Origin of the sequence: Brevibacillus sp. AG162 (assembly GCF_006715575.1) — a bacterium.
Taxonomy (GTDB): Bacteria; Bacillota; Bacilli; order Brevibacillales; family Brevibacillaceae; genus Brevibacillus; species Brevibacillus brevis.
Genome location: NZ_VFNO01000002.1, coordinates 736,193 through 762,500, shown reverse-complemented (window position 1 = coordinate 762,500; position 26,308 = coordinate 736,193). Strand labels below are relative to the sequence as shown.

The 26,308-nt window shown below is 49.2% G+C and carries 19 protein-coding genes; 16 read left to right on the top strand and 3 right to left on the bottom strand.

Annotation, left to right across the window (positions count from 1 at the left end):
• Positions 1-2: 2 nt before the first annotated feature.
• Positions 3-1,448, bottom strand: coding sequence for a YheC/YheD family endospore coat-associated protein (locus tag FB479_RS08440; RefSeq protein ID WP_142064132.1), 1,446 nt, complete (start codon positions 1,446-1,448; stop codon positions 3-5).
• Between the two features lie 91 nt (positions 1,449-1,539).
• Here FB479_RS08440 and FB479_RS08435 point away from each other — a divergent pair, with 91 nt between their 5' ends.
• The 3 genes from FB479_RS08435 to FB479_RS08420 all read left to right on the top strand — a co-directional run bounded on the left by FB479_RS08435 (position 1,540) and on the right by FB479_RS08420 (position 5,457).
• Positions 1,540-2,697, top strand: coding sequence for a DUF445 domain-containing protein (locus FB479_RS08435; RefSeq protein ID WP_142064129.1), 1,158 nt, complete (start codon positions 1,540-1,542; stop codon positions 2,695-2,697).
• A 214-nt stretch (positions 2,698-2,911) separates the two neighbouring features.
• Complete coding sequence (locus FB479_RS08430; protein ID WP_017250740.1) at positions 2,912-4,222, top strand: DRTGG domain-containing protein; 1,311 nt, start codon at positions 2,912-2,914, stop codon at positions 4,220-4,222.
• Between the two features lie 605 nt (positions 4,223-4,827).
• On the top strand, positions 4,828-5,457 hold the full coding sequence (locus tag FB479_RS08420; RefSeq protein WP_142064126.1) for a DUF2087 domain-containing protein: 630 nt from the start codon (positions 4,828-4,830) through the stop codon (positions 5,455-5,457).
• Positions 5,458-5,680: 223 nt separating this feature from the next.
• Here FB479_RS08420 and FB479_RS08415 read toward each other — a convergent pair whose 3' ends face one another.
• Entirely contained in the window at positions 5,681-5,992 is a 312-nt protein-coding gene (locus FB479_RS08415; protein WP_106654069.1) for a YtpI family protein, read from the bottom strand.
• Positions 5,993-6,161: 169 nt separating this feature from the next.
• Between FB479_RS08415 and FB479_RS08410 the strand changes: the two genes are divergently transcribed.
• The 11 genes from FB479_RS08410 to FB479_RS08350 all read left to right on the top strand — a co-directional run bounded on the left by FB479_RS08410 (position 6,162) and on the right by FB479_RS08350 (position 22,078).
• Complete coding sequence (locus FB479_RS08410; protein WP_142064123.1) at positions 6,162-9,590, top strand: DNA polymerase III subunit alpha; 3,429 nt, start codon at positions 6,162-6,164, stop codon at positions 9,588-9,590.
• A 168-nt stretch (positions 9,591-9,758) separates the two neighbouring features.
• Positions 9,759-11,003, top strand: coding sequence for an NADP-dependent malic enzyme (gene ystJ / locus FB479_RS08405; RefSeq protein ID WP_047070613.1), 1,245 nt, complete (start codon positions 9,759-9,761; stop codon positions 11,001-11,003).
• A 104-nt stretch (positions 11,004-11,107) separates the two neighbouring features.
• Complete coding sequence (locus FB479_RS08400; protein WP_012685105.1) at positions 11,108-11,779, top strand: FadR/GntR family transcriptional regulator; 672 nt, start codon at positions 11,108-11,110, stop codon at positions 11,777-11,779.
• 81 nt (positions 11,780-11,860) lie between these two features.
• Entirely contained in the window at positions 11,861-12,043 is a 183-nt protein-coding gene (locus FB479_RS08395; RefSeq protein ID WP_007725347.1) for a hypothetical protein, read from the top strand.
• Positions 12,044-12,063: 20 nt separating this feature from the next.
• Positions 12,064-13,008, top strand: a complete 945-nt coding sequence (gene accD / locus FB479_RS08390) for an acetyl-CoA carboxylase, carboxyltransferase subunit beta (protein ID WP_106654071.1) — start codon at positions 12,064-12,066, stop codon at positions 13,006-13,008.
• Entirely contained in the window at positions 12,975-13,931 is a 957-nt protein-coding gene (gene accA, locus FB479_RS08385) for an acetyl-CoA carboxylase carboxyl transferase subunit alpha (protein ID WP_106654072.1), read from the top strand. The genes accD and accA overlap by 34 nt, the downstream gene beginning before the upstream one ends.
• Before the next feature lie 220 nt (positions 13,932-14,151).
• Positions 14,152-15,111 (top strand): 6-phosphofructokinase, encoded by a 960-nt coding sequence (gene pfkA / locus FB479_RS08380; RefSeq protein ID WP_106654073.1) that lies wholly within the window; start codon positions 14,152-14,154, stop codon positions 15,109-15,111.
• 40 nt (positions 15,112-15,151) lie between these two features.
• Entirely contained in the window at positions 15,152-16,906 is a 1,755-nt protein-coding gene (gene pyk / locus FB479_RS08375; RefSeq protein WP_142064120.1) for a pyruvate kinase, read from the top strand.
• 442 nt (positions 16,907-17,348) lie between these two features.
• The gene (gene nrdJ, locus FB479_RS08370; RefSeq protein ID WP_142064117.1) at positions 17,349-19,610 is read left to right on the top strand and encodes a ribonucleoside-triphosphate reductase, adenosylcobalamin-dependent; all 2,262 of its coding nucleotides are present in this window, start codon (positions 17,349-17,351) and stop codon (positions 19,608-19,610) included.
• A 1,638-nt stretch (positions 19,611-21,248) separates the two neighbouring features.
• A complete protein-coding gene (locus FB479_RS08355) occupies positions 21,249-21,680 on the top strand; it encodes an acyl-CoA thioesterase (protein ID WP_106654029.1) in 432 nt (143 codons plus the stop codon).
• Positions 21,681-21,682: 2 nt separating this feature from the next.
• Entirely contained in the window at positions 21,683-22,078 is a 396-nt protein-coding gene (locus tag FB479_RS08350) for an FxsA family protein (RefSeq protein ID WP_106654030.1), read from the top strand.
• 77 nt (positions 22,079-22,155) lie between these two features.
• On the opposite strand, the gene ytvI is transcribed toward FB479_RS08350, so the two are convergent.
• Positions 22,156-23,286 (bottom strand): sporulation integral membrane protein YtvI, encoded by a 1,131-nt coding sequence (gene ytvI / locus FB479_RS08345; protein ID WP_106654031.1) that lies wholly within the window; start codon positions 23,284-23,286, stop codon positions 22,156-22,158.
• A gap of 424 nt (positions 23,287-23,710) precedes the next feature.
• Here ytvI and citZ point away from each other — a divergent pair, with 424 nt between their 5' ends.
• Together citZ and icd are read left to right on the top strand one after the other, a co-directional pair.
• Positions 23,711-24,823: a citrate synthase gene (gene citZ / locus FB479_RS08340; RefSeq protein WP_106654032.1), complete on the top strand. Its 1,113-nt coding sequence runs from the start codon at positions 23,711-23,713 to the stop codon at positions 24,821-24,823.
• A 153-nt stretch (positions 24,824-24,976) separates the two neighbouring features.
• A complete protein-coding gene (gene icd, locus FB479_RS08335) occupies positions 24,977-26,260 on the top strand; it encodes an NADP-dependent isocitrate dehydrogenase (protein ID WP_106654033.1) in 1,284 nt (427 codons plus the stop codon).
• The last annotated feature ends 48 nt before the right edge of the window (positions 26,261-26,308 follow it).

Here is a 26,308-nt window from a genome sequence, read left to right as displayed (position 1 = left end):
GGTCACCTTCGCCTGTTTTTGTTGCGCTTCGGTCTTCTTTTTATCGTCTTTTGTGGTTGAATGGTTCGGGGAAAACCACTTAGAAAGGCGGAATAATCCAGCATGCGAATGACAGAAGGGCGAGCACGCCGAGGCAGCTCTTCGGCACCCTCAGGCAATGGAACAGTTTTGGCTGACTTGGATGGCTTGCTGTTGACCTCCAATAGCCACACCCGTCCATGGACATCGACTCCCAGATCAATTCCGAATTCTGCGTACTGCCCTGGCAGTGATTCCTCTAAAAGGATCGCGAGCTTAAGTGCTACTGCGCGTAACGTTTGAGGGGATGGTCGAATTGCCCCCTCCCGCGGTCCACAAATTCGCAGGGCCTGAAGGGGAGTCATCATCTGCCCGCCTCTGGATATATTGGAAACAATGCGGTTTAATCCCAGGCGAGCTACCATGGAAGTGACGGACCATTCGCCTTTTCGGTCTTTTTGTACCAATACACGAAAATCTGTCGGTCGTCCTTGGATGCCGATTAACGGTAACCCTTGCTGCAGCAAATAGGATGTGCCTTTTGTCCTTTTTTGCAAATACTGATGTAAGCCCTGAATGCTAGTAAATGATTTGCGCAATCCTCCGGGGAACGCGAGCCGGTATCCTTCGGGTGAACTGCGAACTCGAATGATCCCGCGCCCCATGCTGCCGTTAGCTGGTTTTGCATAAACGGTGCGATAGGTAGATAGCATTTGCCGCAGGTCTTCTTGCTTCAGATAGCGAACCATGCTGGGAAGATGTTCGGAGGCTGTCGGTTGATTCTCGAGAGCGGCGTGTACATGCCACTTATTCAAAAAACGCTCGTTAAAAAAGGGAATGGAAGCGTCCTTGCAGCGTTGAACCCAGTTGGCCATCTGTTCACTTCGTTCGCGTTGGCGGGATATGAGCCGGTTGTAAATGCATTGTGGAAGCGGCAGTACGGTTTGTCTCCAGACGCCTCCTCTTCTTACGAGGCCGCGTACGATTCCTGCATCCCAGTTGACATCCTGAAGCCGAAATGCGCAAAGGATCCCTCCGCGTTTACGGGTGATATCAGACATCTCCTGGAAGAATGAGTTTAGGTGTCCAAACGGTGCTTGCGAGAACGCTGCATTGTAGCTCGAAACAAGAACACCTACATACGGTCCGAAAATAATTGTTTTCTGACTCGCATCATAACGGACTAAGAGTGGAACGCCCCTGGGCAGATGTAGCGATTGAGCTACAGATGGTCGTATGAAGGTTTTACCCGAGGTTTTGCCTCCCCGTTCCCAACCGCCTACGCGTGCGGAAACGGATTTGCTCCCAAATTGGACCGCAATGGTGGACGGTGTTGAAAGATTCCATTTGCGCAAGTGCGCCTGGGGCAGGTAAAGGTCTACTTCCGATATTATCTCGTTTTCGACAACGATTGTTGGAACGTAGGACATGAGTATCCCCTTCCCATCAGGCAAAGTTAGTCTATGGTATGAGCATCCAAAACGTTTGGTGCCATGTAGAGAAGAGAGGTTGTTAGGATTTATGAACGCTTGGATACTATTAGTGAACATTGCAGTAGGCTCAGTCATCGGTGGAGTGACGAATGAGTTAGCCATCCGAATGCTGTTTAAACCAGTAAAACCGCGGTATATAGGCAGGTGGAAAGTGCCTTTTACCCCGGGATTGATTCCGAGAAGACGGGACGATATTGCGATACAAATGGGCAGACTCGTCGAAGAACATTTGCTGACGACAGAGGGGGTCAAGCGTGCGCTGAACCAGAGTGGTTTGGAGAGCACGCTGACGGGATGGATGAACACCATTGCTCGCGACTGGATGACAGATGAGCGCAGTCTACGCCAAGCATTGCTTACGGTGATGCCACAGCTGTTTCGTGAAGACGGAACGTGGAGTGAGGCTGTCCGCGCGCCTATCGAGGCGAAATGGGGTACCTTTGTCGAACAGGTGCTGGCACAATATGAAGAGAAAAAACTGCGAGAGTTGGTAACGGACAACGGACGCGAGCGTCTGGATGCTGCGCTTGGCAATGTGAGCGAACTGCTCTTGAAACGTTTCCGCGAATATTTACATTCCCCGGAAGGCCAGCAGACCTTGCAAAACATGGTTCGCGGATTGCTCGGTGGAGGCGGAGGCATGTTTGGTGGCTTGGTTGGGATGTTTCTTGGGGATGACAAGATTTTGGGCAAGATTCTCCCGTATCTCGATGAACTTTTGCAAAGCAGAGAGCTTTCGGAACGCGTGCACTACTTTTTGCATAAGGAAGCGGACAAGCTCTTGGACAAAAATGTGGGCGAAGTGGTTGCCTGGATTGGGCGAGATCAAGTGGACGATTGGGCGAGGAAGCTTTTTGCCAAGCTGGAGGAGCAAAGCCTGCGCATCGTGGACGAGCCTCTGTCTCGTTTGACAGCGCCTATTTCCGAGACAGTGACAACGGAACTCGTTCCTCGTTTGGCAAAGTGGATGGTGGACACGCTGCAACAAAACATAGAGAGAATATTTTCGCGCCTGGCCATCCGGGATATTGTTACCCGGCAAGTTGAGGGTTTCCCGATTGAAAGAATTGAAGAGATGGTAGTCGGGATCTCAGGAAAAGAATTCCGGATGATTACCGTTCTCGGATTTATCCTTGGCGGTATTATTGGGCTTGTCCAAGGTTTATTGGCAAATTTGGTCAGTTAAACAAAACTGAAAAGAAACTGTAACTGTGCTGTAATAATCCTGTAATATTCCTTGGGTAAGATAAAAGCACGATGAAAACCCCCTTAATGATATACTTTCTGGTCGGTAGCTTTCGAAAAAGCTACCCTTTTTTTTTGCCCCGCCTTCGGGTATATTGGTCGAAGGAGCGCACGTACATGGAACGGGTGGGAGAAAAGGAAGGGGGAATAGCAATATGGCAACGAAGCATGAACAAATCTTGCAACATATTGATCGCCTTCCGATCGGTTCGAAGATTTCCGTGCGGCAGATCGCGAAAGACCTGGATGTGAGTGAAGGGACTGCATACCGCGCGATCAAGGAAGCGGAAACGCAAGGATACGTCAGCACGATTGAGCGTGTCGGTACGGTGAGAATCGAGAAGAAGCAAAAGGAAAATATTGAACGTTTGACCTTTGCGGAGGTTGTGAACATCGTAGATGGTCATGTGCAAGCCGGACGTGAAGGCTTACACAAGACCTTGAATAAATTTGTAATAGGGGCCATGCAGCTCGAAGCCATGATGCGTTATATCGATGCCGGGAGTCTTTTGATTGTCGGTAACCGCTATCAGGCGCACAAAATCGCTTTGCAGCAAGGAGCTGCTGTATTAATTACCGGGGGATTCGATACAAGCGAGGAAATCAAGCAGCTGGCTGACCGCTTAGCGCTGCCAATCATCTCCTCCAGCTACGACTCCTTTACGGTAGCATCGATGATTAACCGGGCCATTTACGATCGCCTGATCAAAAAAGAAATCGTAATGGTAGAGGATATTTTGAAGCCACTTGCAGAAACGCCTGTCTTATTGACATCAGATTCAGTTGCGAAGTGGCACCAGTATACGGAGCTGTATCAGGACACGAGATTCCCCGTTGTTGACGAGCAGATGCGCTTGATCGGAATTGTTACCTCCAAAGACATCATCGGCCATGAGGAAACCGCGACGATTGACAAGGTCATGACGAAGAACCCGATTACGACCTCGCCGCGAGTATCCGTAGCGTCATCTGCGCATACCATGGTGTGGGAAGGAATCGAGCTGTTGCCTGTCGTAGACAACCATCGCAAGCTCGTAGGGGTCTTAAGCCGCAACGACGTGTTAAAAGCGCTGCAATTTACAGCCAAGCAACCACAGATGAGTGAAACGTTCCCGAATCTGATCATGTCGCATTTCCGTGAGGAGCGACAGGCAGATGAGATGGTCTATTTGGGTGATGTGAGCCCGCAAATGACCAACCATCTCGGTACGATTGCCAGCGGAATCATGACGACAGTCATGGTCGAGGCAGCTTGTAACCTGCTGCGCCACCATCGTCGTGGCGACATGGTACCAGAAAATATCACCGTCTATTTCCTAAAGCCTGTCCAGATGGAAAGCCACATCGAAGTTAAGCCGCGCCTATTGGACATCAGCCGCCGCTTCGGAAAAGTCGAAGTATCCGTATTCCACGGCGAACAGCTCGTGGGGCAGGCCATGATTACTGCGCAAATTATTGAACGTTAAAGGAACAGTCTCTTTATGACTGTTCTTTTTTGTTTGGAAAAGTGGCTGTAGTGGGGAGAAGAAGCGCATTTCCAGTCTACGCTTCGGCCTCCGCCCCGCAAGGGGTGAAGACTGTCCGCTCCGGAATGAATGACGGGAGCGCTTCAAACGTTGAAGTTTCGAGGAAGTATTCCATAAGTGAAGCTTAAATTCCCCGTCATTCATTCCTACGCTGAGATGGGCTCCAGAGGCGCTTGGACTGGAAATGCGCTTCTTCTACGCAGCGTGAATGCAAGACGCTTCAATCATCCTGATTAACTGACTAAAACCAGTCACAACTACAGCGAGAGCCGCTTCAAGGAAAAAGGAGAAATAAGCGAGGCTCTTTGGGACACCAGCCGAGGCGCAGTGGAAAAAGGGAAACACGCCTTTAAGCGTCCACCTCTGAACATGCTCCATGGGAGGACTACTTTGGACGCGGTTTCCCTTTTTCCGCTGCCACCAGTAGCAACGATATAGAATTTGTGTTTTATCTCCTACGAATTGACAGGCAGAGAAAACCAACTTATCATCTAATTAGAACATTATCTAATCGAAACGGATAACAAAGAAAGGAGTGCCCCATTTTGCAATTAGACCAACTCGTCACCTTTTACAAAGCACTCGGAGACCCGACGCGCGTACGCATTCTCGCGATTTTGGCAAATGGTCCCCTGCATGGACAGGCGTTGGCAGGCAAGCTCGGCGTAACACCTCCGACCATTACCCACCATATGGCAAAGCTTCGAGAAGCGGGCGTCGTTTACGAACGTCGCGATAAAAACACCATTTACTTTTACCTGCACGAGGCCAATGTAAAACGCCAGTCGCAAGCAATTGTGAACGTCATGGAAAAAGCAAAGGATTCGACAGCAGAGGACATTTTTGCGCAAGACACCCCACATGTTCAGAGGAGGCACCAGATGGCAGCGGAAAAAATGCAGGTCATTCGCAGCTTCATTACGCCAGATGGCAAGCTGAAACAAATCCCGTCCCAGCGTAAGAAAAAGCTGATCGTCTTTGAATACATGGTTCGAGGGCTAGAAAAAGGTCGTAAATACAAGGAACAAGAAATCAACGAATACATCCGCCAATTCCACGAGGATTACGCTACGATTCGCCGGGAATTCATCATGAATCATTATATGTATCGAGAAGAGGGGATCTATGAGCTGAACCCGGAGGAAATGTGGGCCAAAGCCGAAGACCTGCAATAGCAGGAAATTGTTTCCTTCTGGATGGAACAGAAAAAAAGACAACCTTCGGCACTGCCGCTCAGGTTGTCGAAGCAATAGAATGTCACACAAATTCATTATAGCGAGAGCTCTATCAGGTTTGTATGATAAACAGCTGGGAATAGAGGAAAAGTATTACCAGCGATGTTTCTCCCCAAAATGAAAAAGGCATGTGGAACGTAAATTTGTTCTCATGCCCTTTTTTTTATACCCCTTTTTTCAATTCTGCCTGCCAAGCTGTACGATAACGGAAATAATTGCGAGTTCCCAAAAATAAATTCATAGCTCCTACAATCAGCATGATCAACGCAACGACAATGCGGATCGTATCGAGAGAATCAAAAGTAAACTGATTGATGCCGAACAAAGAAACGAGTATACCCAATGACACATTCATTTTCCCCAGCAACATACGCGATTCAAGCGGATGGATGCCTCGTCTGCGAGCATGGACACTATAGTAGACACTGGCTACTAGGGAAGCGAGAACACCGGTCATGTAAAAGGCGTACCACATAGATGGATTCATCCTTTCTAGCCATTCTGGTATTACCCATCCTACCAAAATCAGGGGAGAACGGTCAAATACGATCGGGAACATTTGTTCTTAACGTCCGTATGCGCTATACTTCCGGTATAATGTAAGAGAGAAAGTTTCAATCGTGAAAATTGAGAGGGGTAATATCATGACCTCCTTTGTCCATTTGCATGTTCATACAGAGTACAGTCTGCTGGATGGAGCAGCACGTATCGATGCGCTGGTGAAGCGAGCCAGCGAATTGGGCATGCATGCACTGGCGATGACAGACCATGCCAATCTGTACGGGGCGATCCCGTTTTATAAAGCTTGTCTGGAAGCAGGCATCCAACCGATTATCGGGATGGAAATATACGTAATGGAAGGAAATCTTCAAGATCGCGTGCGAAATGCACCGCCGCCTAGTCATCTGATCGTTCTCGCTGAGAATGAAACGGGCTACCGGAATCTCCTGAAGCTAGCGACAATCGCGAATACAGACGGCAACTACATCCTTCCGCGTCTCAACAAAGAGGTGTTGGCAAAGCATACAGACGGCCTTATTGCACTGAGCGGCTGCCAGCAAGGAGAAGTAGCCAAGCTGTTACTGGCTGGAGAAGCGGACGCTGCGAAAGAAGCAGCCCTCCAGTATCAGCGAATGTTTGGTGAACAGCATTATTATTTGGAACTGGCAGATCACGGACTGGAAGTGGAGCGCAGGCTGAATACTCGTCTCGTGAAACTGAGCCAGGAGACGGGGATTCCGCTAATTGCGACGAACAATGTTCACTACATCCACAGGGAGGAGCACCAGCAGCATGATATCTTGCTGGCGATTAAAGAAGGCAAGACAATTGGCGAAGAAAACCGTTTTCGGTACGAGACGGATCAGTACTATCTGAAAAGTGCCGAGGAAATGGCAGCGCTCTTTGCCTTTGCTCCCCAGGCCTTAGCGAATACGGTAGCCGTTGCAGACAGGTGCAAGCTGGACCTTACCTTTGGCGCGCATATTTTGCCGGAATTTCCCTTGGCAGAGGGACTAGATTCGACACAGTATTTACGTGAACTGTGTGAAAAGGGCTGCCTGGAGCGATACGGAGAGATTACGCCAGAGGTGCAAGCGCGTCTGGATCACGAGCTGGCGATTATTACAGGGACGGGCTTCACCGATTACTTCCTGATCGTATGGGATTTCATGCGGTACGCTCACGAAAACGGGATACCAACTGGACCTGGACGCGGATCTGCGGCAGGCAGCCTGGTCGCGTACGTTTTGAAAATCACGAATGTCGATCCGCTCCGCTTTCAGTTGCTCTTTGAACGCTTTCTTAACCCGGAGCGGGTGACGATGCCCGATATTGATATCGATTTTTCCGTAGAGCGCCGTGACGAAGTCATTCACTATGTAGCGAGCAAGTACGGTCATGATCGTGTCGCCCAGATCATTACCTTTGGAACGATGGCGGCTCGTGCAGCAGTCCGTGACGTTGGGCGGGCGTTAGGCTTGTCTTTGGGCATCGTGGATCGCGTCGCCAAAATGATTCCGCAATCGCCAGGCATGACGTTTGAACGAGCCATGCAAATCAACCCGGATATCGGCAAGCTATGCGCGGAAAACAAACAGGCAGCACAACTGATCGAAACAGCAAAGGGCGTAGAAGGCTTGCCGCGCCACGCCTCCACACATGCGGCGGGTGTCGTCATTTCGCGTGAACCGCTGACGAATTACGTTCCATTGCAGACGGGCAATGAAGGCTTGGCGCTCACGCAGTATCCGATGGAGATTCTCGAAGAAGTCGGTCTGTTGAAGATGGACTTCCTCGGCTTGCGCAATTTGACAATCATTCAGGAGACGTTGCGTCACTTGCAGGAGCAGGGAATATCGATTGATCTGGATAAGCTGCCGACAGACGATGAGAAAACGTTTCGTATGCTCTCCCGTGGGGAGACAACCGGCATTTTCCAACTGGAATCTTCGGGGATGCGCAATGTGCTGCGAGATTTGAAGCCGAGCAGTCTTGATGACATCATTGCGGTTCTGGCATTGTATCGCCCGGGGCCGATGGAGATCATCCCGCAGTACATCGCCGCCAAGCACGGGACTAGCAAAGTACAGTACGCTCATCCTGTTCTCGAGCCGATTTTGCGGGAGACGCACGGTTTTATGATTTATCAGGAGCAAATCATGCAGATTTCCTCGACACTCGCAGGCTTCAGTCTTGGTGAGGCAGATATTTTGCGCCGAGCGGTCGGGAAAAAGAAACGGGATCTATTGGCGGAGCAGCGAGAGAAGTTCGTGGCTGGTTGTGTCCGACAAGGCTACGGAGAAGAGCTGGGCAATCAAGTCTACGATTTGATCGTGCGCTTTGCCGATTACGGCTTCAACAAAGCCCACTCGGTTGCTTATGCGGTCATCGCCTACCAGATGGCTTATTTGAAAGCAACTTATCCGCTTGCGTTCATGGCAGCGCTGCTTTCGTTGTCCATTGGCAGTCAAACGAGAATTGCCGAGTACACGGAAGAAGCGCGGCGACTGCAGCTTACCGTGCTCGGGCCTGACGTGAATAAGAGCCTGGCCTACTTTACAGTGGAGCAGGATGCGATTCGCTTTGGTCTGGCCGCAGTGAAAAACGTCGGCTACGGTGCCATTGAATCGATCGTGAAAGAGCGCAAAGGCAGACCGTATCGCGACGTCTTTGATTTTTGTGCCCGCGTGGATGCGCGGTTAGTCAATCGCAGAGTAGTAGAGTCGCTCACTTTATGCGGCGCGCTGGATTCGTTGCCAGGACATCGCAGTCAGCTTTTGCTATTGCTGGATGAAGCGGTAGGGAAGGCAAACAGCAAGAGAATCGAGCGAGACGCCAACCAGCTCAATCTATTTGCGGGAGAAGAAGATGCGGCACCATTGCGCGAACCGGCAGAATATCCCGAGGTACCGCCGCTCTCACGTACGCAGCAATTAAAAGAGGAGCGGGACTTGATCGGAGTATACATCTCTGGTCATCCACTTGATCAGTTTGCCCATGTCGCCAGTCGCCCGGAAGTAGCGGTTATCTCTTCATTGGGGGATGTGCCGCGCGACAAAACGGTAAAAGTATTTGGGATGATAACGGAAGCCAGACGCATCCAAACGAAAAAAGGGGACCCGATGGCGTTTATTACGCTAGAGGACAAAACCGCACCAGTAGAGCTGGTCGTCTTCCCGCAGGTGTATGCGAAGTATGCGCCACTGCTCGAGCGGGAACAAATCATCGTGGCAGAAGCGCGAGTCGATCACCAGGACGACATGGTCAAACTCTTGGCTTCCCGTTTCTGGGATGCACAAACGCTGCCGCAGCCGAAGTCTGAGACCGTATTATTTGTCAAAATATCGGCAGAGCAAGAGCACGATTCGACGCTGCAAAGACTTTCACGCTTGTTTGTCGAAAAAAAAGGAACGATTCCCGTTATCCTCTTCTACGAAGGAAAAAGACAGACAATTCGCCTGCCAGAAGCAAATTGGGTAGACGTAGATGAGTCATTTTTGGAGCAAGCGCGAGAAATTGTGGGGCCTGACAGCGTAATTCGGAAAGAAATGCCTGTAAATTGGGGAGGATGAAGAATGTCCTCCCTTTTTCGCCGTTTTCGGCAGGTTTACAGGAGAACAGTTTTTTATTATATTGAGAGCATAACTCAATAAGTGGTCAGACCACTTGGAATAACCCAGGCATTTTTACTGCCTACAAGCAATCATAGAAACTATTATCGTGAAATGGAGTGGGATCTCATGTCCAACCTGAGAGAGGAAGCACTGGAGCTTCACCGAAAACATCAAGGAAAATTGGAGGCAGTGACCAAGGTACCCGTTCGCAATGCTTACGATCTGAGTCTTGCCTATTCTCCTGGGGTTGCTGAACCTTGCAAAGATATTTTTGATGACAAGTCCAAAGTGTACGATTACACGATGAAAGGCAATCTGGTTGCAGTAGTCAGCGACGGTACTGCTGTACTGGGGCTCGGAAACATCGGACCAGAAGCAGCAATGCCGGTTATGGAAGGTAAAGCCGTTCTGTTCAAATCCTTCGCAGGCGTAGATGCATTCCCGATCTGCTTGAATACAACAGATGTAGATAAAATCGTAGAGACAGTAAAACTGCTCGAGCCTACTTTTGGTGGCGTTAACTTGGAAGATATCGCAGCTCCTGCATGCTTCGAGATTGAAGAGCGTCTGAAGCGCGAGACAAACATCCCGATTTTCCACGATGACCAACACGGTACAGCAATCGTTACAGCGGCAGGTCTGATCAATGCTCTGCGCGTGGTTGACAAAAAGCTGGAAGATATCCGCGTGGTAGCGAACGGTGCAGGTGCAGCTGGTATCGCGATCATGAAGCTTTTGATTTCCATGGGCGTGAAAGAAGTGATCATGGTTGATACAAAAGGAATCGTGTACGAAGGCCGTCCATTCGGTATGAACCCAGTGAAGGAACAAATGGCGAAAATCACGAACCGCAGCATGCTGCAAGGTGACCTGGCTGATGCAATGAAGGGCGCTGACGTATTTATCGGTGTATCCGTAGCTGGCGCTGTTACACAGGACATGGTTCGTTCGATGAACCGCGATCCGATCATCTTCGCTATGGCAAACCCAGTACCAGAAATCATGCCGCAAGAAGCAAAAGAAGCAGGTGCGGCAGTAATCGGTACAGGCCGTTCCGACTTCCCGAACCAAGTAAACAACGTACTGGCATTCCCGGGAATCTTCCGTGGCGCTTTGGATGTACGTGCAACGGAGATCAACGAAGAAATGAAGCTCGCTGCTGTATATGCCATCGCAGACCTGATCACACCAGAAGAGCTTACTGCGGATAAAGTGATCCCTTCCGCATTCGATCCACGTGTAGCGCCAAACGTAGCTGCGGCAGTAGCAAAAGCAGCGATGGAAACTGGTGTTGCTCGCATCACAGTTGATCCGGAAGAAGTAAAACAAAAAACGACGAAATTGACAGCTATCTCTTACCAAGAAGCGTAAAATACTCTTTATCGAGGCACCGACGACACCCTCCGCGAAAAAACGTAGGCTTTTTACAACGTGGAGGGTGATCCTCGTTGAAGGTACGAGTAAGGAGGATAATCGTGCTCGACTCTTCCCAAGATCGAAAGGTTTACGAAGGAATTCTCCTGCAACTTCATGAAATCATTCAGGAGCAAAACTTGCGGCCCGGGGATAAGCTGCCGTCTGAGCGAGAGTTGTCCGAGCAACTGGGAGCAGGTCGTTCCTCTGTACGCGAGGCTCTTCGGGCTCTGGAGCTGCTCGGACTCATTGAGACCCGTCGCGGGGAAGGCACCTTCCTCAAGCATTACCGGCACAATCGGCTGATCGATATTCTTGGCTTTTTTATCCTGCGGGATACCAAAACCAAGAAGGACTTGATCGAAATGCGGCGAATGCTAGAGCTGGATGCTGTCCGCTTAGCCTGTAGACGGGCGACTGACAAGCATTTTGATGAAATGGAACGCATCCTGGCCATTGCAGAGGAAAGAGTAGCAAGAGGCGAGGTACCTGCGGAAGAAGATTATCAGTTTCATCGTGTCATATGTCGCTCCAGCCGCAACTCGATTCTGCATCGCATCTGGACGCCTTTGGTTGAGTACAGCAACAGTATCCGTATTGAGTCGCTGTCGCGCGAAGGCAGAGCGAGTGCAGCACTTGTAGAGCATCGACAGATTATGGAAGCCATTCGCGAAGGCGATGTGAACGTCGCGTTAGAGAGAATGAAGAAGCATTTGGAGAACAGCAAGCTTTAGTTTTCCCTCAATTTGCGAGGGGCGCTGGCGCTGTGATATGATGATGCAGACCTGTATTGGACGATTGAGGAGGAAGCCAGCATGTGGACGGTCATCTACATCGCTCCTAGCGCTAGAATTGCAGAACGGATACAGCAACGTTTGACAGATGAAGGGTTTTTGGTAAAGGTTCGCGAAGGTAAGGTCTCGAAGCAATACGAGATTCTCGTGCCGGAGAGCGAACTAAACGAAGTCCGGGATGTACTCGGCACGATCCTTCACTGAAGAGAAAGGTGGGTTTACCTGTGCTTAAAGATCTTTTTGGGAAAAAGCGCAAATTCGCTACAGTTCCTTCAGAGACACTAGCACGTGTCCCTGCTTCCGCCGACACTAGCAAGGAAGCGGGTACGAAAGAAAAGGAAGTCCCTGAGGGATTGATGAATAAATGCCCACATTGTGGGACGATTCACTACTCGAAGGATTTGGAGAAGAACTTGCGCGTCTGCAAAGGCTGCCAGTTCCACTACTCCATGTCCGCTCCAGAGCGACTGCAAGCGCTTCTGGATGATGGGGTTCTAACAGAAGAATTTGATGCCAATTTGATTACAGCCAATCCACTCGGTTTTCCTGGTTATTTGGAAAAACTGGAGAAAGATATGGCTACCACCAATTTGAACGAGGCGATCATTACAGGCGAAGGTGTTCTGAGTGGAAACCGCATCGTGATTGGGGTCATGGATTCTCGTTTCCGTATGGCGAGTATGGGATCGGTCGTCGGGGAGAAAATCACGCGCGCAATTGAGCAAGCGATCGAACGGCGTTTGCCTTTCATTCTGTTCAGTGCATCTGGTGGAGCGCGTATGCAAGAAGGCGTATTGAGCCTGATGCAAATGGCGAAAACCAGCGCAGCGTTGTCTCGATTGGATCGCGAACGCTTACTGTTTGTCTCGGTCATGACGAATCCTACATATGGTGGCGTATCAGCCAGCTTTTCTTCGTTGGGAGATTACAATATCGCAGAACCAGGTGCTATGATCGGTTTTGCTGGGCGTCGAGTCATTGAGCAAACGATCCGTCAGGAGTTGCCAAAAGACTTCCAAACAGCGGAATTCTTGTTGAAAAATGGGCAGCTCGACATGGTGGTACACCGTAAGGATATGCGAAATACGCTGTCCAAACTGGTAGAGATGCACACGTCTCGGGAAGGAGTAGAAACATGGCAGGCGAGCTCTCCTTTGAAAAGCCATTAGTAGAATTACAAGACAAGATTAAGGAATTGCGCCGTTTTACTGAGGAAAAGGGAATTGACTTCTCTGACGAAGTACAGCGTCTCGAACAAAAATCAAAAGAGCTTGCTGAGCAAATTTACGGCAACTTGACTCCATGGCAACGCGTACAGCTGGCTCGTCATCCGGAACGGCCAACGACTTTGGACTATATACAACTACTTTTTACTGATTTTATCGAGGTTCATGGAGACCGTTTGTTCGGAGACGACCATTCGATTGTGGGTGGAATTGCCAAGCTGGATGGACGTCCGGTTACGGTCATCGGTCACCAAAAAGGGAAAGACACAAAAGACAACATCAAGCGCAATTTCGGGATGGCTCATCCAGAAGGCTACCGGAAGGCATTGCGCATTATGCAGCAGGCGGATAAGTTCGGTCGCCCGATTATTTGCTTTATCAATACATCAGGAGCATATCCTGGAAAAGCGGCAGAAGAGCGCGGTCAGAGTGAAGCGATTGCCCGCAATCTGCGTGAAATGGCAACATTTGGCGTGCCGATTATTTGTATCGTCATCGGGGAAGGCGGAAGCGGTGGAGCCTTGGCGATCAGCGTAGGTAACCGTATCTATATGTTGGAGAATTCCTATTACTCCGTGATTGCACCGGAGAGTGCCGCCGCGATCCTCTGGAGAGATTCCAGCTTGGGTATGCGTGCAGCGGAGACGATGAAAATTACGGCTCCTGATTTGCTGGAATTAGGAGTCATTGACGGAATTATTGATGAACCATTCGGAGGAGCCCATCGTGATTTGATCGCGCAGGCAGGGATGGTCAAGGCGGTCATCACGGAACAACTAGAACAGCTGGGCCGTTTAACTCCAGATGAATTGATACAGGACCGTTACGAGAAGTTTAAACAGATCGGAGAATTCGCCTCCCTGTAAGAAACAGGGGGCGTTTTTTTCTTTTTTCTCCGAGGAAAATCTGCTACAATCGAAGTCGAATGAAAGAGTTATCAGAGCTTTCAAAAAGTATGGCACATATCTTTCGAGTGTATAACAGATATGAGGAATTGAGTGATACAGCATGTTTCATACAAAGTATGGTACATACTGTTTCCGTTAAATGACATGCTAAAGACGATATGATTGGAGAGGTGGTTCCATGCGAAAACTTGCAGTTCTCACTAGCGGTGGAGATTCTCCTGGAATGAATGCCGCAGTCCGGGCGGCTGTACGTCGTGCTCATTTTCACGAGGTGCAAATGTTTGGGGTTTACCACGGATACGAAGGGCTGATGAGGGGAGATATCAAGGAGATGTCTCTGGGCTCTGTTGGGGATATTATCCAACGGGGAGGAACCATTCTCTACTCCGCTCGCAGTGAAGCTTTCAAGACGGAAGCCGGACAGCAAAAAGCGGTGGAGCAATTGCGTGCTCATGGAATTGAGGGGCTGATTGTGATTGGGGGAGACGGGTCGTTTCGCGGTGCACAGAAGCTGACCGAAAAAGGCTTCCCGACCATTGGCGTACCGGGGACGATTGATAATGACATTCCATGCACCGATTTCACGATCGGGTTTGATACGGCATTGAATACCGTTGTGGAAGCGATCGATAAAATCCGCGATACGGCTACCTCGCATGAACGCACGTACATTATTGAAGTAATGGGGCGAGATGCTGGCGATCTGGCATTGTGGGCAGGTCTTGCAGCTGGTGCCGAGTCCATTATTATCCCGGAAGCGTCGCAGGAGATGGACGACATTATTGAACGTCTGCATGCTGGACAACGCCGTGGCAAAAAGCATTCCATCATCATCGTGGCGGAAGGAGTAGGAAGTGCCGCTTCGTACGCCGAAGCGATCACGAAAGAGACAGGCTGGGAGACTCGCGTGACAGTACTGGGTCATATTCAGCGGGGTGGTTCCCCGACTGCAATGGATCGAATGCTGGCGAGCCGAATGGGTGCCGCAGCCGTCGATTTTTTGCTGGAGGGCAAGCAGGACCGAATGGTTGGGATTCAAAACAACCAGATCGTTGATGTTGATTTTCAAGAAGCATTGGCCAATAAGCATCAATTGGATTTATCCATTTATCAATTGGCGCGCACGCTATCTATATAATACCGACAGTTTTTACGAGTGTAGAGGAGGCTTACATCCTATGTTAAGGAAAGCAAAAATTGTGTGTACCATCGGACCGGCGAGTGAATCGGTTGAAACACTGAAAAAACTGATCGAAGCAGGAATGAACGTAGCGCGTTTGAATTTCTCGCACGGTTCCCATGAGGAGCATGCGGCGCGAATTGTAAACATTCGTCAGGCATCAAAAGAAACCGGGAAACCCGTTGCAATCCTGTTGGATACAAAAGGTCCTGAAATTCGTACGGGTACGCTTGCAGTAGATGCAGTCGAGCTCGTAGAAGGAAATACGCTGATCCTCACCACTGAGGAAGTAGCGGGTACCGCAGAGCGCGTCTCCATTACGTATCCGGAATTGCCTCATGATGTAAAAATCGGCGATACAATCTTGATTGACGACGGCTTGATCGGGTTGACTGTACAAGAAGTGAGTGACTCCGAAATCATCTGCTTGATCAAAAACGGCGGAACACTGAAGAGCAAAAAAGGCGTCAATGTACCTGGTGTTAAAATCAACTTGCCAGGTATCACAGAAAAGGATGCACAGGATATCGAATTTGGTATTGAGCAAGGAGTCGATTTCATTGCGGCTTCCTTCGTCCGAAAAGCATCGGATATCTTGGAGATTCGCCAAATCCTGGAGCGCCATAACGTTCGTATCGATATTATCGCGAAAATCGAAAACCAGGAAGGCGTCGACAACGTTGACGAAATTCTGGTAGTAACAGATGGAATCATGGTTGCGCGTGGTGATTTGGGCGTAGAGATTCCGGCAGAAGAAGTACCACTTGTTCAGAAGAAGCTGATCAAAAAATGTAACGAACTTGCGAAGCCAGTCATTACGGCGACACAAATGCTTGATTCCATGCAGCGCAACCCACGTCCAACACGTGCGGAAGCGAGTGACGTTGCGAACGCCATTTTCGATGGTACAGACGCCATCATGCTCTCCGGTGAGACGGCTGCAGGTAAATACCCGGTTGAGTCTGTCGAAACCATGGTACGGATCGCAGTGCGTGCAGAGCAAGAGCTGAATTATCGTGAGATCTTGTACGCGCAAGCACAGCTTAAACAAGTGACGATTACGGATGCCATCAGCCAAGCTGTATCCAATGCAGCATTGGATCTGGACGCAGCAGCAATTATTACAGCGACCGAAAGCGGACACACAGCTCGCATGGTATCAAAGTTCCGTCCAAAAGCACCAATCGTGGCTGTAACGCCGCATGAAGCGATTATTCGCCGTCTTGCACTCGTAAATGGCGTGTATCCGGTAAAGGGCGAGATGGCGAATACAACCGATGAAATGCTGGAGATGTCTGTCCAGGAGGCGCTTGATGCAGGCTTCGTTCGTCATGGCGATCTCGTTGTGATCACAGCAGGCGTGCCTGTGCGTGAAGTTGGGACAACGAACCTGATGAAAATCCACGTCATTGGCGATGTGGTAGCAAAAGGACAAGGAATCGGCCGAAAAGTTGTCACAAACAAGGTAGTTATTGCTAGATCCGCTGAAGAGGCACTGGCAAAGGTAGAAGAAGGAGCGATCCTGGTAACGATCGGTACCGACTCCGATATGATTGAAGCGTTTGGCAAGGCTGGAGCGGTGATTTGCGAAGAGGGCGGGCTTACTTCTCACGCAGCTATTGTAGGCCTGAATCTCGGCGTTCCAGTCATCGTAGGGGTGCAATTTGCTACGGATGTATTGAAGGACGGACAAATCGTAACAGTGGATTCTGAACGTGGGCATATTTACTCAGGACATGCCCGGATTCTGTAGGTAAAAATACTCATCTTTAATGGAGAATGCCTCTGAAGGGTGACCAAGTGTCACCCTTTTTTGGCTTGGTGCAAAAAGGGTTAGCCGACGAACTACCTGATAAGTTTTACCAGATAACGGTGATTATTAGGTGGTGCAAAGCGAGTGGGAATCTGTTAAAATCGGTCGGTGGCTTTGTGTCAGGACGGATGAAATCCATACGTTCGGGGTTTCCAAATCATGACAGAATGGGTGTTGTAGCACTCGTTGCCAGGAAAAGGCTGAACATAAAATGGTCCTTCTGTACGTCCAATGTTCGGGATTTTGTGTCAAGTGTTTTTTTAGGGTAAACACAACATCTAGTATTGTCGAAAATTATTTTGCACAATATATAGGTAAAACTATTGAGTTTTATAGATAAAGATAGTTAAACTAGAGAGGAAAGATTCGAAGGAGGAACGATATGCTGGCGACCGAAACCGTATCCCGAACTCAATTTTTGCGGGATGAATTCTTAGATCAATATCCTGATTTTCCGATCCATATGAGTCCTCTGGGACAATTTGTTTACTACCGTACTTATTCTCGCTTTGTACCGGAAAAAGGAAGACGGGAAACGTGGAAAGAAACCTGCCGCCGCTCGGTGGATTACAATATTAAGCTGGCTTATCAGCATTTGAACAAAATCGGAATGTACGCCGATTCTCGCGCAATGGAAACAGAGGCAGAAGGTTTGTTTGACAACATGTTCAACCTTCGCCAATTTTTGTCTGGTCGTACCTTGTGGGTTGGTGGTGCAGACAACGGCGTAGCGGATTTGTATCCGTTGGCGAACTTCAACTGCTCCTTCCTGAACATCAAGTCTTGGGATGACTTGGGCGATTTGTTTTACCTTCTCTTGGTAGGAACTGGCGTAGGCTTCAAATGCACGAAGGAAATGGCGGCTGGACTGGGCCCGATTCGCACGAATGTTTCGCTGCTTTCTTCTGAATACAGACCGCTGCCAAAGCATCAACGCCTGGAGCGTTCTGAGCTGAATGTACTGGATAACGGCTTTGCCAAAATTTATGTGGGCGACAGTAAAGAAGGCTGGGTAGAATCCCTCCGTCTCTACCTGCAAATTTTGACAGATTCCACTTACGAACACATTCACACCGTGAAAATCTCTTATAACAGCGTGCGTCCGAAAGGCGAGCGACTGAAGCGTTTTGGCGGTACAGCTAGTGGTCATGAGCCGCTTCGCGAAATGTTTGAAGGAATCGACAAAGTGTTGAAAAACCAAATCGACCAGCATTTGGCACCAATCGAGAGTGATGAAAAAGGATACGGCAAAATCCGTCCGATACATATTCTCGACATTGGAAACCTCATCGGAGCAAACGTCGTTGTAGGTGGCGTGCGCCGTACAGCGGAAATTTTCCTGTTCGATCACGATGATTACGAGTGCATGCTGGCGAAATACGGCATCAACGGCTTCTGGACAGAGGATCAGCTGAACCACCACCGCCGTGTGGGCGAGCTGTTGGGAGAGCACAAGCCTGTATGGTTTGACAGCATCCAAAATGTAGGAGACGGACGCTTCGGTCTGGATCACCGCCGCATGTCCAACAACTCTATCGCGTTTACCAAACAACCGACTAAGCCATTCTTGAACCTCGTGTTCACCTTGATGCAATTGGAAGGCGAGCCAGGCTTCATCAATTTGGAAGAAGCGAACCGTCGTCGTCCAAATGCAGAGGGCTTGAACCCTTGTGCAGAAATCCTGCTCGATTCTTATGGCGTCTGCAACCTGACGACAGTCAATCTGGTTGAATTCGTGAAGGATCACGAGGATGGCTCCAAGTATCTGGATCTCGATGGCTTGCTGGAAGCACAACGCAAATCTGCTCGTGCCGGTCTGCGCATGACGCTGGTAACGTTGGAGTTGCCGCATTGGGATACTGTTCAACAGCGTGACCGTTTGCTCGGAACTTCCCTTACTGGTGTAAAGGATGCGTTGGCATCTCTTGGCTATACAGAAGAGCAAGAGCTCGAATTGCTGCGCCAGCTGGGCGATGCTGCTCGTGACGAGGCGAACCGATATGCGTATGAGCTGCGTGTGAACTCTCCACTCTTGGTTACGACCGTGAAGCCGGAAGGTACGCTGTCTCAAGTAGCTGGCGGTGTCTCCAGCGGTCTGCACTGGTCTCATTCGCCGTACTACATCCGCCGCATCCGTATCAATGCCGAGGACCCATTGGCAAAAGCGGTACAAGCTCTCGGCTGGACAGTCAACCCAGAGGTAGGAACACCAGGCGAAACGTATGAAGAGCGCATGGCAAATGCACGTACACTTGTGATCGATTTCCCTGTGGCATCAGGTGCAGAAGAAACGAAGAACGAAGTAAGTGCAAAACGCCAATTCGATACGTACTTCCGTTTCCAGAAAGAATATACCGAGCACAACTCTTCGAACACCATTACAGTACGCAAGGAAGAGTGGGCAGAAGTAGAAGACATCGTTTACGATAACTGGGATAATTTCGTAGGTGTATCCTTCTTGCAATTGGATGGCGGAAACTACCAATTGGCTCCATATGAAGAGTGCACCAAAGAACAGTACGAGGCATTGAAGCAGTCCATGAAGCCATTTGATCCTGCGATTTTGCAGCAGTATGAAACCGGCGGCGAGGCTGATCTGTCCACGGCTGAATCTTGCGAAGGCGGAGCTTGCCCGATTCGCTAAGCGAACCGAATTATATAAGACAGGGGGAGACTGGGAAAAACAGTCTGCTCCTGTTTTTTTATGTGGCTGCGGTGAAGAGAAGAATATTTCCAGACTAGGCTCCAGGCTCCGTCCTGCTGGGGGTTGAGACTGCACGCTCCGAAGGAATTCGCGGGGAAACGCAAAAGTGGTAGCCGCTACGTCGCGTGGGCACGTTGCGTTTCTTTTGCCCGCGAATCCCTTCTCCGCTCGGTAGGACTCCACAAGTCGCTACGTCTGGAAATATTCTTCTCTAGCGTAACTGACTACCTTCTTCATTCTTTTAAGGCTTTTAAAACCCGTTTAACACGGAAAGCTCATAGAGGAAACAGGAGAAAAAAGCGAAGATCTTAGGGACACCGCCCGAGGCGCAATGAAAAAAAGAGAAACAAGTTTTTAGCGTCCACCTCTGAGATACCTCTTGAATGGACCACTTTGGACGCGGGTTTCGCTTTTTTTCATGGAGACGGACAGTCAATCCCACAGCGGGTGGCCCTAGAATCTGAGCGTTTTCTCCTGTTTGCTCCCCACCATAACAGCAACTTTATCCTCTTGTTATGTGGCTGAGGTGGAGAGAAGAATATTTCCAGTCTAGGCTCCAGGCTCCGTCCTGCTGGGGGTCAAGACTGCCCGCTCCGAAGGGATTCGCGGGGAAACGCAAAAGTGGTAGCCGCTACGTAGCATGGGCACGTTGCGTTTCTTTTGCCCGCGAATCCCTTCTCCGCTCGGTAGGACTCCACAAGTCGCTACGCCTGGAAATATTCTTCTCTAGCGTAACTGACTACCTTCTTCATTCTTTTAAGGCTTTTAAAACCCGTTTAACACGGAAAGCTCATAGAGGAAACAGGAGAAAAAAGCGAAGATCTTAGGGACACCGCCCGAGGCGTAATGAAAAAAAGAGAAACAAGCTTTTAGCGTCCACCTCTGAGATACCCCTTGAATGGACCACTTTGGACGCGGGTTTCGCTTTTTTTCATGGAGCCGGACAGTTAATCCCATAGCGGGTGGCCCTAGAATCTGAGCGTTTTCTCCTGTTTGCTCCCCACCATAACAGCAACTTTATCCTCTTGTTATGTGGCTGAGGTGGAGAGAAGAATATTTCCAGTCTAGGCTCCAGGCTCCGTCCTGCTGGGGGGCAAGACTGCCCGCTCCGAAGGGATTCGCGGGGAAACGCAAAAGTGGTAGCCGCTACGTAGCATGGGCACGTTGCGTTTCTTTTGCCCGCGAATCCCTTCTCCGCTCGGTAGGACTCCACAAGTCGCTACGTCTGGAAATATTCTTCTCTGCCGTGACAGATGTGATTTTTCAATCTTTTAAGACTTTAAAAACCCGTCTAACACTAGAAGCTCGTAGAGGAAACAGGAGAAAAAAGCGAAGATCTTAGGGACACCGACCGAGACGGAATGCAAAAAGCGAAACACGCTCTTAAGCGGCCACCTCTGAAACACATCATGAATGGACTACTTTGGACGCGGTTTCGCTTTTTGCATGGAGTCGTGCAGTCAATCCCCCAGGGGGTGGCCCTAGAATCTGAGCGTTTTCTCCTGTTTCCTCCCCACCACTACAGCCACGTACAGGGTCTATGGTACAATCATTCTATAGAGAAAGGAGCGATCCAAAATGACTCCCATTATTCATTCCCATCGATTGCGCGTCCGCTATGGCGAAACCGATCAGATGGGTGTGGTCTACCATACGAATTATTTGAACTGGTTTGAAGTAGGAAGAACAGAGCTGATTCGCCATGCGGGGATCACCTACCGTGAGCTGGAGGAAAAAGGCGTACTTCTGCCTGTTACAGATGCCAACATCTCTTATAAACAGCCCGCCCGCTATGACGATGAGGTAGAAATACGGACGAGAGTAAAAGAGATCAGTCCTGTCCGTCTCACTTTTGCCTACGAGATTGTTAGATTGTCTGACCAACAGCTGTTGGTCTCAGGAGAGACGATGCATGTATTTACCAACACAGCTCTGAGACCGATTCGCTTGTCGCGAGCGGAGCCTGACATATACGATTGGTTGGACTCCCAGCATAAAGGAGGGGAATAGGCATGTTCCGCTTTTTTGCCATTCTGTTTGTCGTTGCGTTTGGATTAGAGCTTTGGGGGCTTATTACCATTGGGTCATGGATTGGCGGCTGGAATACGGTCGTGCTCGTCATTCTCACGGGGATTTTGGGAGCTTGGCTTGCTAGGCAGCAGGGCATGCAAGTATTCCGGATGGTCCAACACCAGCTGGGGCGTGGGCAAATGCCTACGGATTCGCTCATCGATGGTGTTTTGATTTTGATCGGTGGCATTTTGCTCTTGTTGCCTGGGTTCGTCACGGATGTGATCGGACTGGTCTTCCTCATCCCGTACACACGGATGATTATCCGTCATCTGTTGAAGCGCTGGCTGTGGAACCTCATTTCGTCCGGTCGTGTTCAATTGTTTTTTCGCCGTTAGTACAGATTTCCCCAATAAAAAAGAACCGCTTCGAGCTGTGTGACAAGCTGCTCGCAAGCGGTTCTTTTTACGTTGGGTCAGGTTTTCTTCCCGCGGATGTAGCCCCATACATCGACAAAGACGTTGGCTTTTACCAGAGCATTGATCATAACGAGGGAAACAGGTCCGATAATCAATCCCAGGAATCCGAACAGCTGGAGGCCGACAAACAGTGCGACCAGCGTGAGGAGCGGGTCGAGACCGACGTTTTCTGCAACGACTTTTGGCTCAATAATTTGACGGAAAATCAAAACGATCCCGTACAAAATGGACAAGCCGATGACCATCCCGTAATTGCCTTTGAAAAACATGTAGATGATCCAAGGGACGAAGACGGTTCCTGTGCCAAGATAAGGCAAGAGATCGACCAAGCCCGTGATCAAGCCAATCGTAATCGCGTATTCCACACGCATGAACAACAGACCAATAATCACGATGGCAGCGGTTAAGGAGATGAGAGTAAGCTGTGCCTTGACGAATCCGAACAAGGCATTGCGCAAATCGATAAAAATTTGATCGAGACGGCTGTTAACTCCTTTTGGCAAAAGACGGCGAGCCCGTGCTTCCCAAAGTGCAAAATCTTTGGAGATAAAGAAGGCGCCCATGATGGAAATGACGGAAACTGTCGCCATATTTGGGAGTGAGACAAGCAGATTTTTCAATCCATCCAGGAATTTGACGATCAAGTCCTGTCCGACATTCGTGATGGTCGAGATCGCGCTGCCTACCGTACTGGCGAGCTTTTCTTGATATCCTTGATCAAGCTGATCATAAAACCACTGAATCTGATTGTACAGCCCCATTAAAAAGTCTTGAGAAATCGTAGTTTGCAAATAATGGGCCAGTTCCTGTGCAACGACTGGCAAGCGTTTGGCCAACTCTCCGATTTCCACGACCGTTTCCGTGATAATCAGTGTGACCACTCCACCAGCGAGCAGCATCAAAACCAAGAGCGCGATAATGACGGAAAGCCAGCGTGGAATCCTGAACTTTCTGGTCATAAACGTGACTGGCTTGTTGATGATGAGCGCAATGATTAAAGCGATTATAAATGGGTACAGTAAGGGTGTTGCATGTTGGAATACCCAAATCCCTACATAGACAAGCAGGCAAACCCATAACAATCGAATGATTTGAAAGAGGCGCTCTACCCAGTTTTCCTGATTCAAACGATTTCTCCTTTCCGCCGCGAAGGTGCGAACAAAATACTGATGTTTCTATTATGCAGCATGCCTGATAGGTGGAGCAAGAATCGCGAAAAAACAAAACTCCGTTTCACCCTTCGAAACATTTTTTCGCCAACCTTATTCACAAAATCGCAATAATCTTTTATAATTGGGTCGTCTTAGTGGATTCTTTTCTCTCGCCTCTCCCCTTTCACGAGCGTCATTTTCATGTATGGCCTTGTGAGGATTTGCGTGGATACATTCCCTGTCAAGAGTGGTGGATGAAAGAAACCGCTGCTTATAATTTCATAGATAGGTTGTTCAAAAAGTCGCCTTTTTGAACGGGATCAGGTCGTTTATCAGTCATGGCGGACAAGCGAAGACTAGATAAGTACTACTACTTGAGTGGAAAAGGAGAGGGAGTTCTATGACAACTACTCGTGGACTTGAAGGCGTTGTTGCCGCTCAATCATCCATCTGTTCGATCGTCGATGGGGTTCTTTGCTATGGCGGGATCAACATCGATGAGCTGGCAGAACATGCAACTTTTGAAGAGGTTGTATATTTGCTCTGGCATGGAGCGTTACCGAAGCGTGATCAGCTAGACGCTTTGAAAAAACAATTGGGTGAAAATGCAGCAGTGGCTCAAGAAGTGCTGGAAAGCATTCGCCACTATCCAAAAGGCGTGCACCCAATGGCGGCGTTGCGCACAGCTGTCTCTTCGCTAGCGCTCTACGACACAGAAGCGCAAGATATGTCTCCAGAAGCCAACTATCGGAAATCTATCCGTCTGATGGCACAAACTCCTACCTTGATCGCTGCTTACGAGCGTATGCGTAAAGGTCTGGAGCCAGTAGCTCCACGTGCTGATTTTACGATTGCACAAAACTTCCTCTACATGCTCACAGGCCAAGAGCCAACAGAAACGGCAGTAAAAGCGTTTGACGTTGCTCTGATCCTGCATGCTGACCATGAGTTTAATGCATCTACATTCTCTGCTCGCGTAACTGTTGCGACCTTGACTGATATTTATTCCGGTATCGTGTCTGCAATCGGTACGCTCAAAGGCCCTCTGCATGGCGGCGCCAATGAAGCAGTAGCGAAGATGCTTAACGAAATTGGCGGCATGGCTAACGTAGAATCCTACATCCGCACCAAGCTGGATAACAAGGAAAAAATCATGGGCTTCGGACACCGTGTATACAAAGACGGTGACCCACGTGCGAAATGGCTGAAAGAAATGTCCAAAGCACTGACCGCCCAAATCGGTCGCCCTGAGCTGTTTGAGATGTCTGTGAAGATCGATGAAATGATTTCCGGTGAAAAAGGATTGAAGCCAAACGTTGACTTCTACTCCGCATCTGTTTACATTTCTCTCGGCCTCGAAACGGACCTGTTCACACCGATCTTTGCTATCAGCCGTATGTCCGGTTGGACAGCACATGTCATGGAACAGTATGAAAATAATCGTCTGATCCGTCCTCGCGCGGATTACACCGGTCCGGTCAACCAACACTACGTTCCAATTGACCGCCGCTAAGAATTCGCTATTTTCGAGCGTGGAGGGCAGGTGGTCAGCCAAGCTGATCGCTCCTGAGCGCAAGCTTGAGAACTACCACAAGTGAGTGGTAGTTCTCCTACGTCTGGAAATATTCATAATCACCAAATATATATAACACTGGAGGGATTTTTTGTGTTTAAAAACCTGACGCAACCAACTGTAGGCGAAAAAATTACTGTGGATAACGGTAAACTGGTAGTTCCAAACAATCCGATCATTCCTTTCATCGAGGGTGACGGTACTGGCCCTGACATTTGGAAAGCTTCCGTTCGCGTTCTGGATGCAGCTGTAGAAAAAGCTTACAAAGGCGAGAAGAAAATCGCTTGGTTCGAAGTATTCGCAGGTGAAAAATCCTTCAACCAATACAGCGAGTGGCTGCCAGAAGATACGCTGACTGCAGTTCGTGAATACCTGATCGCAATCAAAGGTCCTTTGACTACACCAGTAGGCGGCGGTATCCGTTCTATCAACGTAGCACTGCGTCAAGAGCTGGATCTGTATGCTTGCGTACGTCCTGTTCAATACTTCGATGGCGTTCCATCTCCAGTGAAACAACCTGAATTGACTGATATGGTAATCTTCCGCGAGAACACTGAAGACATCTACGCTGGTGTAGAGTGGGCTGAAGGCACTCCAGAAGTGAAAAAAGTAATCGACTTCCTGCAAAACGAAATGGGCGTGAAGAAAATCCGCTTCCCAGAAACTTCTGGTATCGGTATCAAGCCTGTTTCCAAAGATGGTACAGAGCGTCTGGTTCGTGCAGCGATCAACTACGCGATCGACAACAACCGCAAATCTGTTACCCTCGTACACAAAGGTAACATCATGAAGTTCACGGAAGGTGCGTTCAAAACTTGGGGATATGCAGTGGCTGAAGCAGAATACGGCGACAAAGTATTCACTTGGGCACAATACGATCGCATCAAAGCTGAAGGCGGCGACGCTGACAAAGCTCAAAAAGAAGCAGAAGCAGCTGGCAAAATCATCGTAAAAGATGTTATAGCTGACGCGTTCCTGCAACAAATCCTGACTCGTCCAGCTGAGTACGATGTAGTAGCAACCCTCAACCTGAATGGTGACTACATCTCCGACGCTCTGGCTGCACAAGTAGGCGGTATCGGTATCGCTCCAGGTGCAAACGTTAACTACCTGACTGGCCATGCGATCTTCGAAGCAACTCATGGTACAGCTCCGAAATACGCTGGTCTGGACAAAGTAAACCCATCCTCCGTGATCCTGTCCGGAGAAATGATGCTGCGTCACCTGGGCTGGAACGAAGCAGCTGATTTGATCATCAACTCCATGGAAAAAACCATCTCCGCGAAAACTGTAACATACGATTTCGCTCGTCTGATGGAAGGCGCACAAGAACTGAAATGCTCCGAGTTTGCTGACGCTCTGATTCAAAACATGTAAGATAGATTTGGGTACAAATTTTTACACTTACATTTTTGGAGGGGAATA

What these genes read in the sequence shown, in the direction of transcription:
- FB479_RS08440 (WP_142064132.1), bottom strand. Translation starts at nt 1,448, where the DNA reads ATGTCCTACGTTCCAACAATCGTTGTCGAAAACGAGATAATATCGGAA.
- FB479_RS08355 (WP_106654029.1), top strand. Translation starts at nt 21,249, where the DNA reads ATGACTCCCATTATTCATTCCCATCGATTGCGCGTCCGCTATGGCGAA.
- accA (WP_106654072.1), top strand. Translation starts at nt 12,975, where the DNA reads ATGGCAGGCGAGCTCTCCTTTGAAAAGCCATTAGTAGAATTACAAGAC.
- FB479_RS08350 (WP_106654030.1), top strand. Translation starts at nt 21,683, where the DNA reads ATGTTCCGCTTTTTTGCCATTCTGTTTGTCGTTGCGTTTGGATTAGAG.
- FB479_RS08415 (WP_106654069.1), bottom strand. Translation starts at nt 5,992, where the DNA reads ATGTGGTACGCCTTTTACATGACCGGTGTTCTCGCTTCCCTAGTAGCC.
- nrdJ (WP_142064117.1), top strand. Translation starts at nt 17,349, where the DNA reads ATGCTGGCGACCGAAACCGTATCCCGAACTCAATTTTTGCGGGATGAA.
- citZ (WP_106654032.1), top strand. Translation starts at nt 23,711, where the DNA reads ATGACAACTACTCGTGGACTTGAAGGCGTTGTTGCCGCTCAATCATCC.
- FB479_RS08395 (WP_007725347.1), top strand. Translation starts at nt 11,861, where the DNA reads ATGTGGACGGTCATCTACATCGCTCCTAGCGCTAGAATTGCAGAACGG.
- pyk (WP_142064120.1), top strand. Translation starts at nt 15,152, where the DNA reads ATGTTAAGGAAAGCAAAAATTGTGTGTACCATCGGACCGGCGAGTGAA.
- FB479_RS08410 (WP_142064123.1), top strand. Translation starts at nt 6,162, where the DNA reads ATGACCTCCTTTGTCCATTTGCATGTTCATACAGAGTACAGTCTGCTG.
- FB479_RS08430 (WP_017250740.1), top strand. Translation starts at nt 2,912, where the DNA reads ATGGCAACGAAGCATGAACAAATCTTGCAACATATTGATCGCCTTCCG.
- FB479_RS08435 (WP_142064129.1), top strand. Translation starts at nt 1,540, where the DNA reads ATGAACGCTTGGATACTATTAGTGAACATTGCAGTAGGCTCAGTCATC.
- ystJ (WP_047070613.1), top strand. Translation starts at nt 9,759, where the DNA reads ATGTCCAACCTGAGAGAGGAAGCACTGGAGCTTCACCGAAAACATCAA.
- pfkA (WP_106654073.1), top strand. Translation starts at nt 14,152, where the DNA reads ATGCGAAAACTTGCAGTTCTCACTAGCGGTGGAGATTCTCCTGGAATG.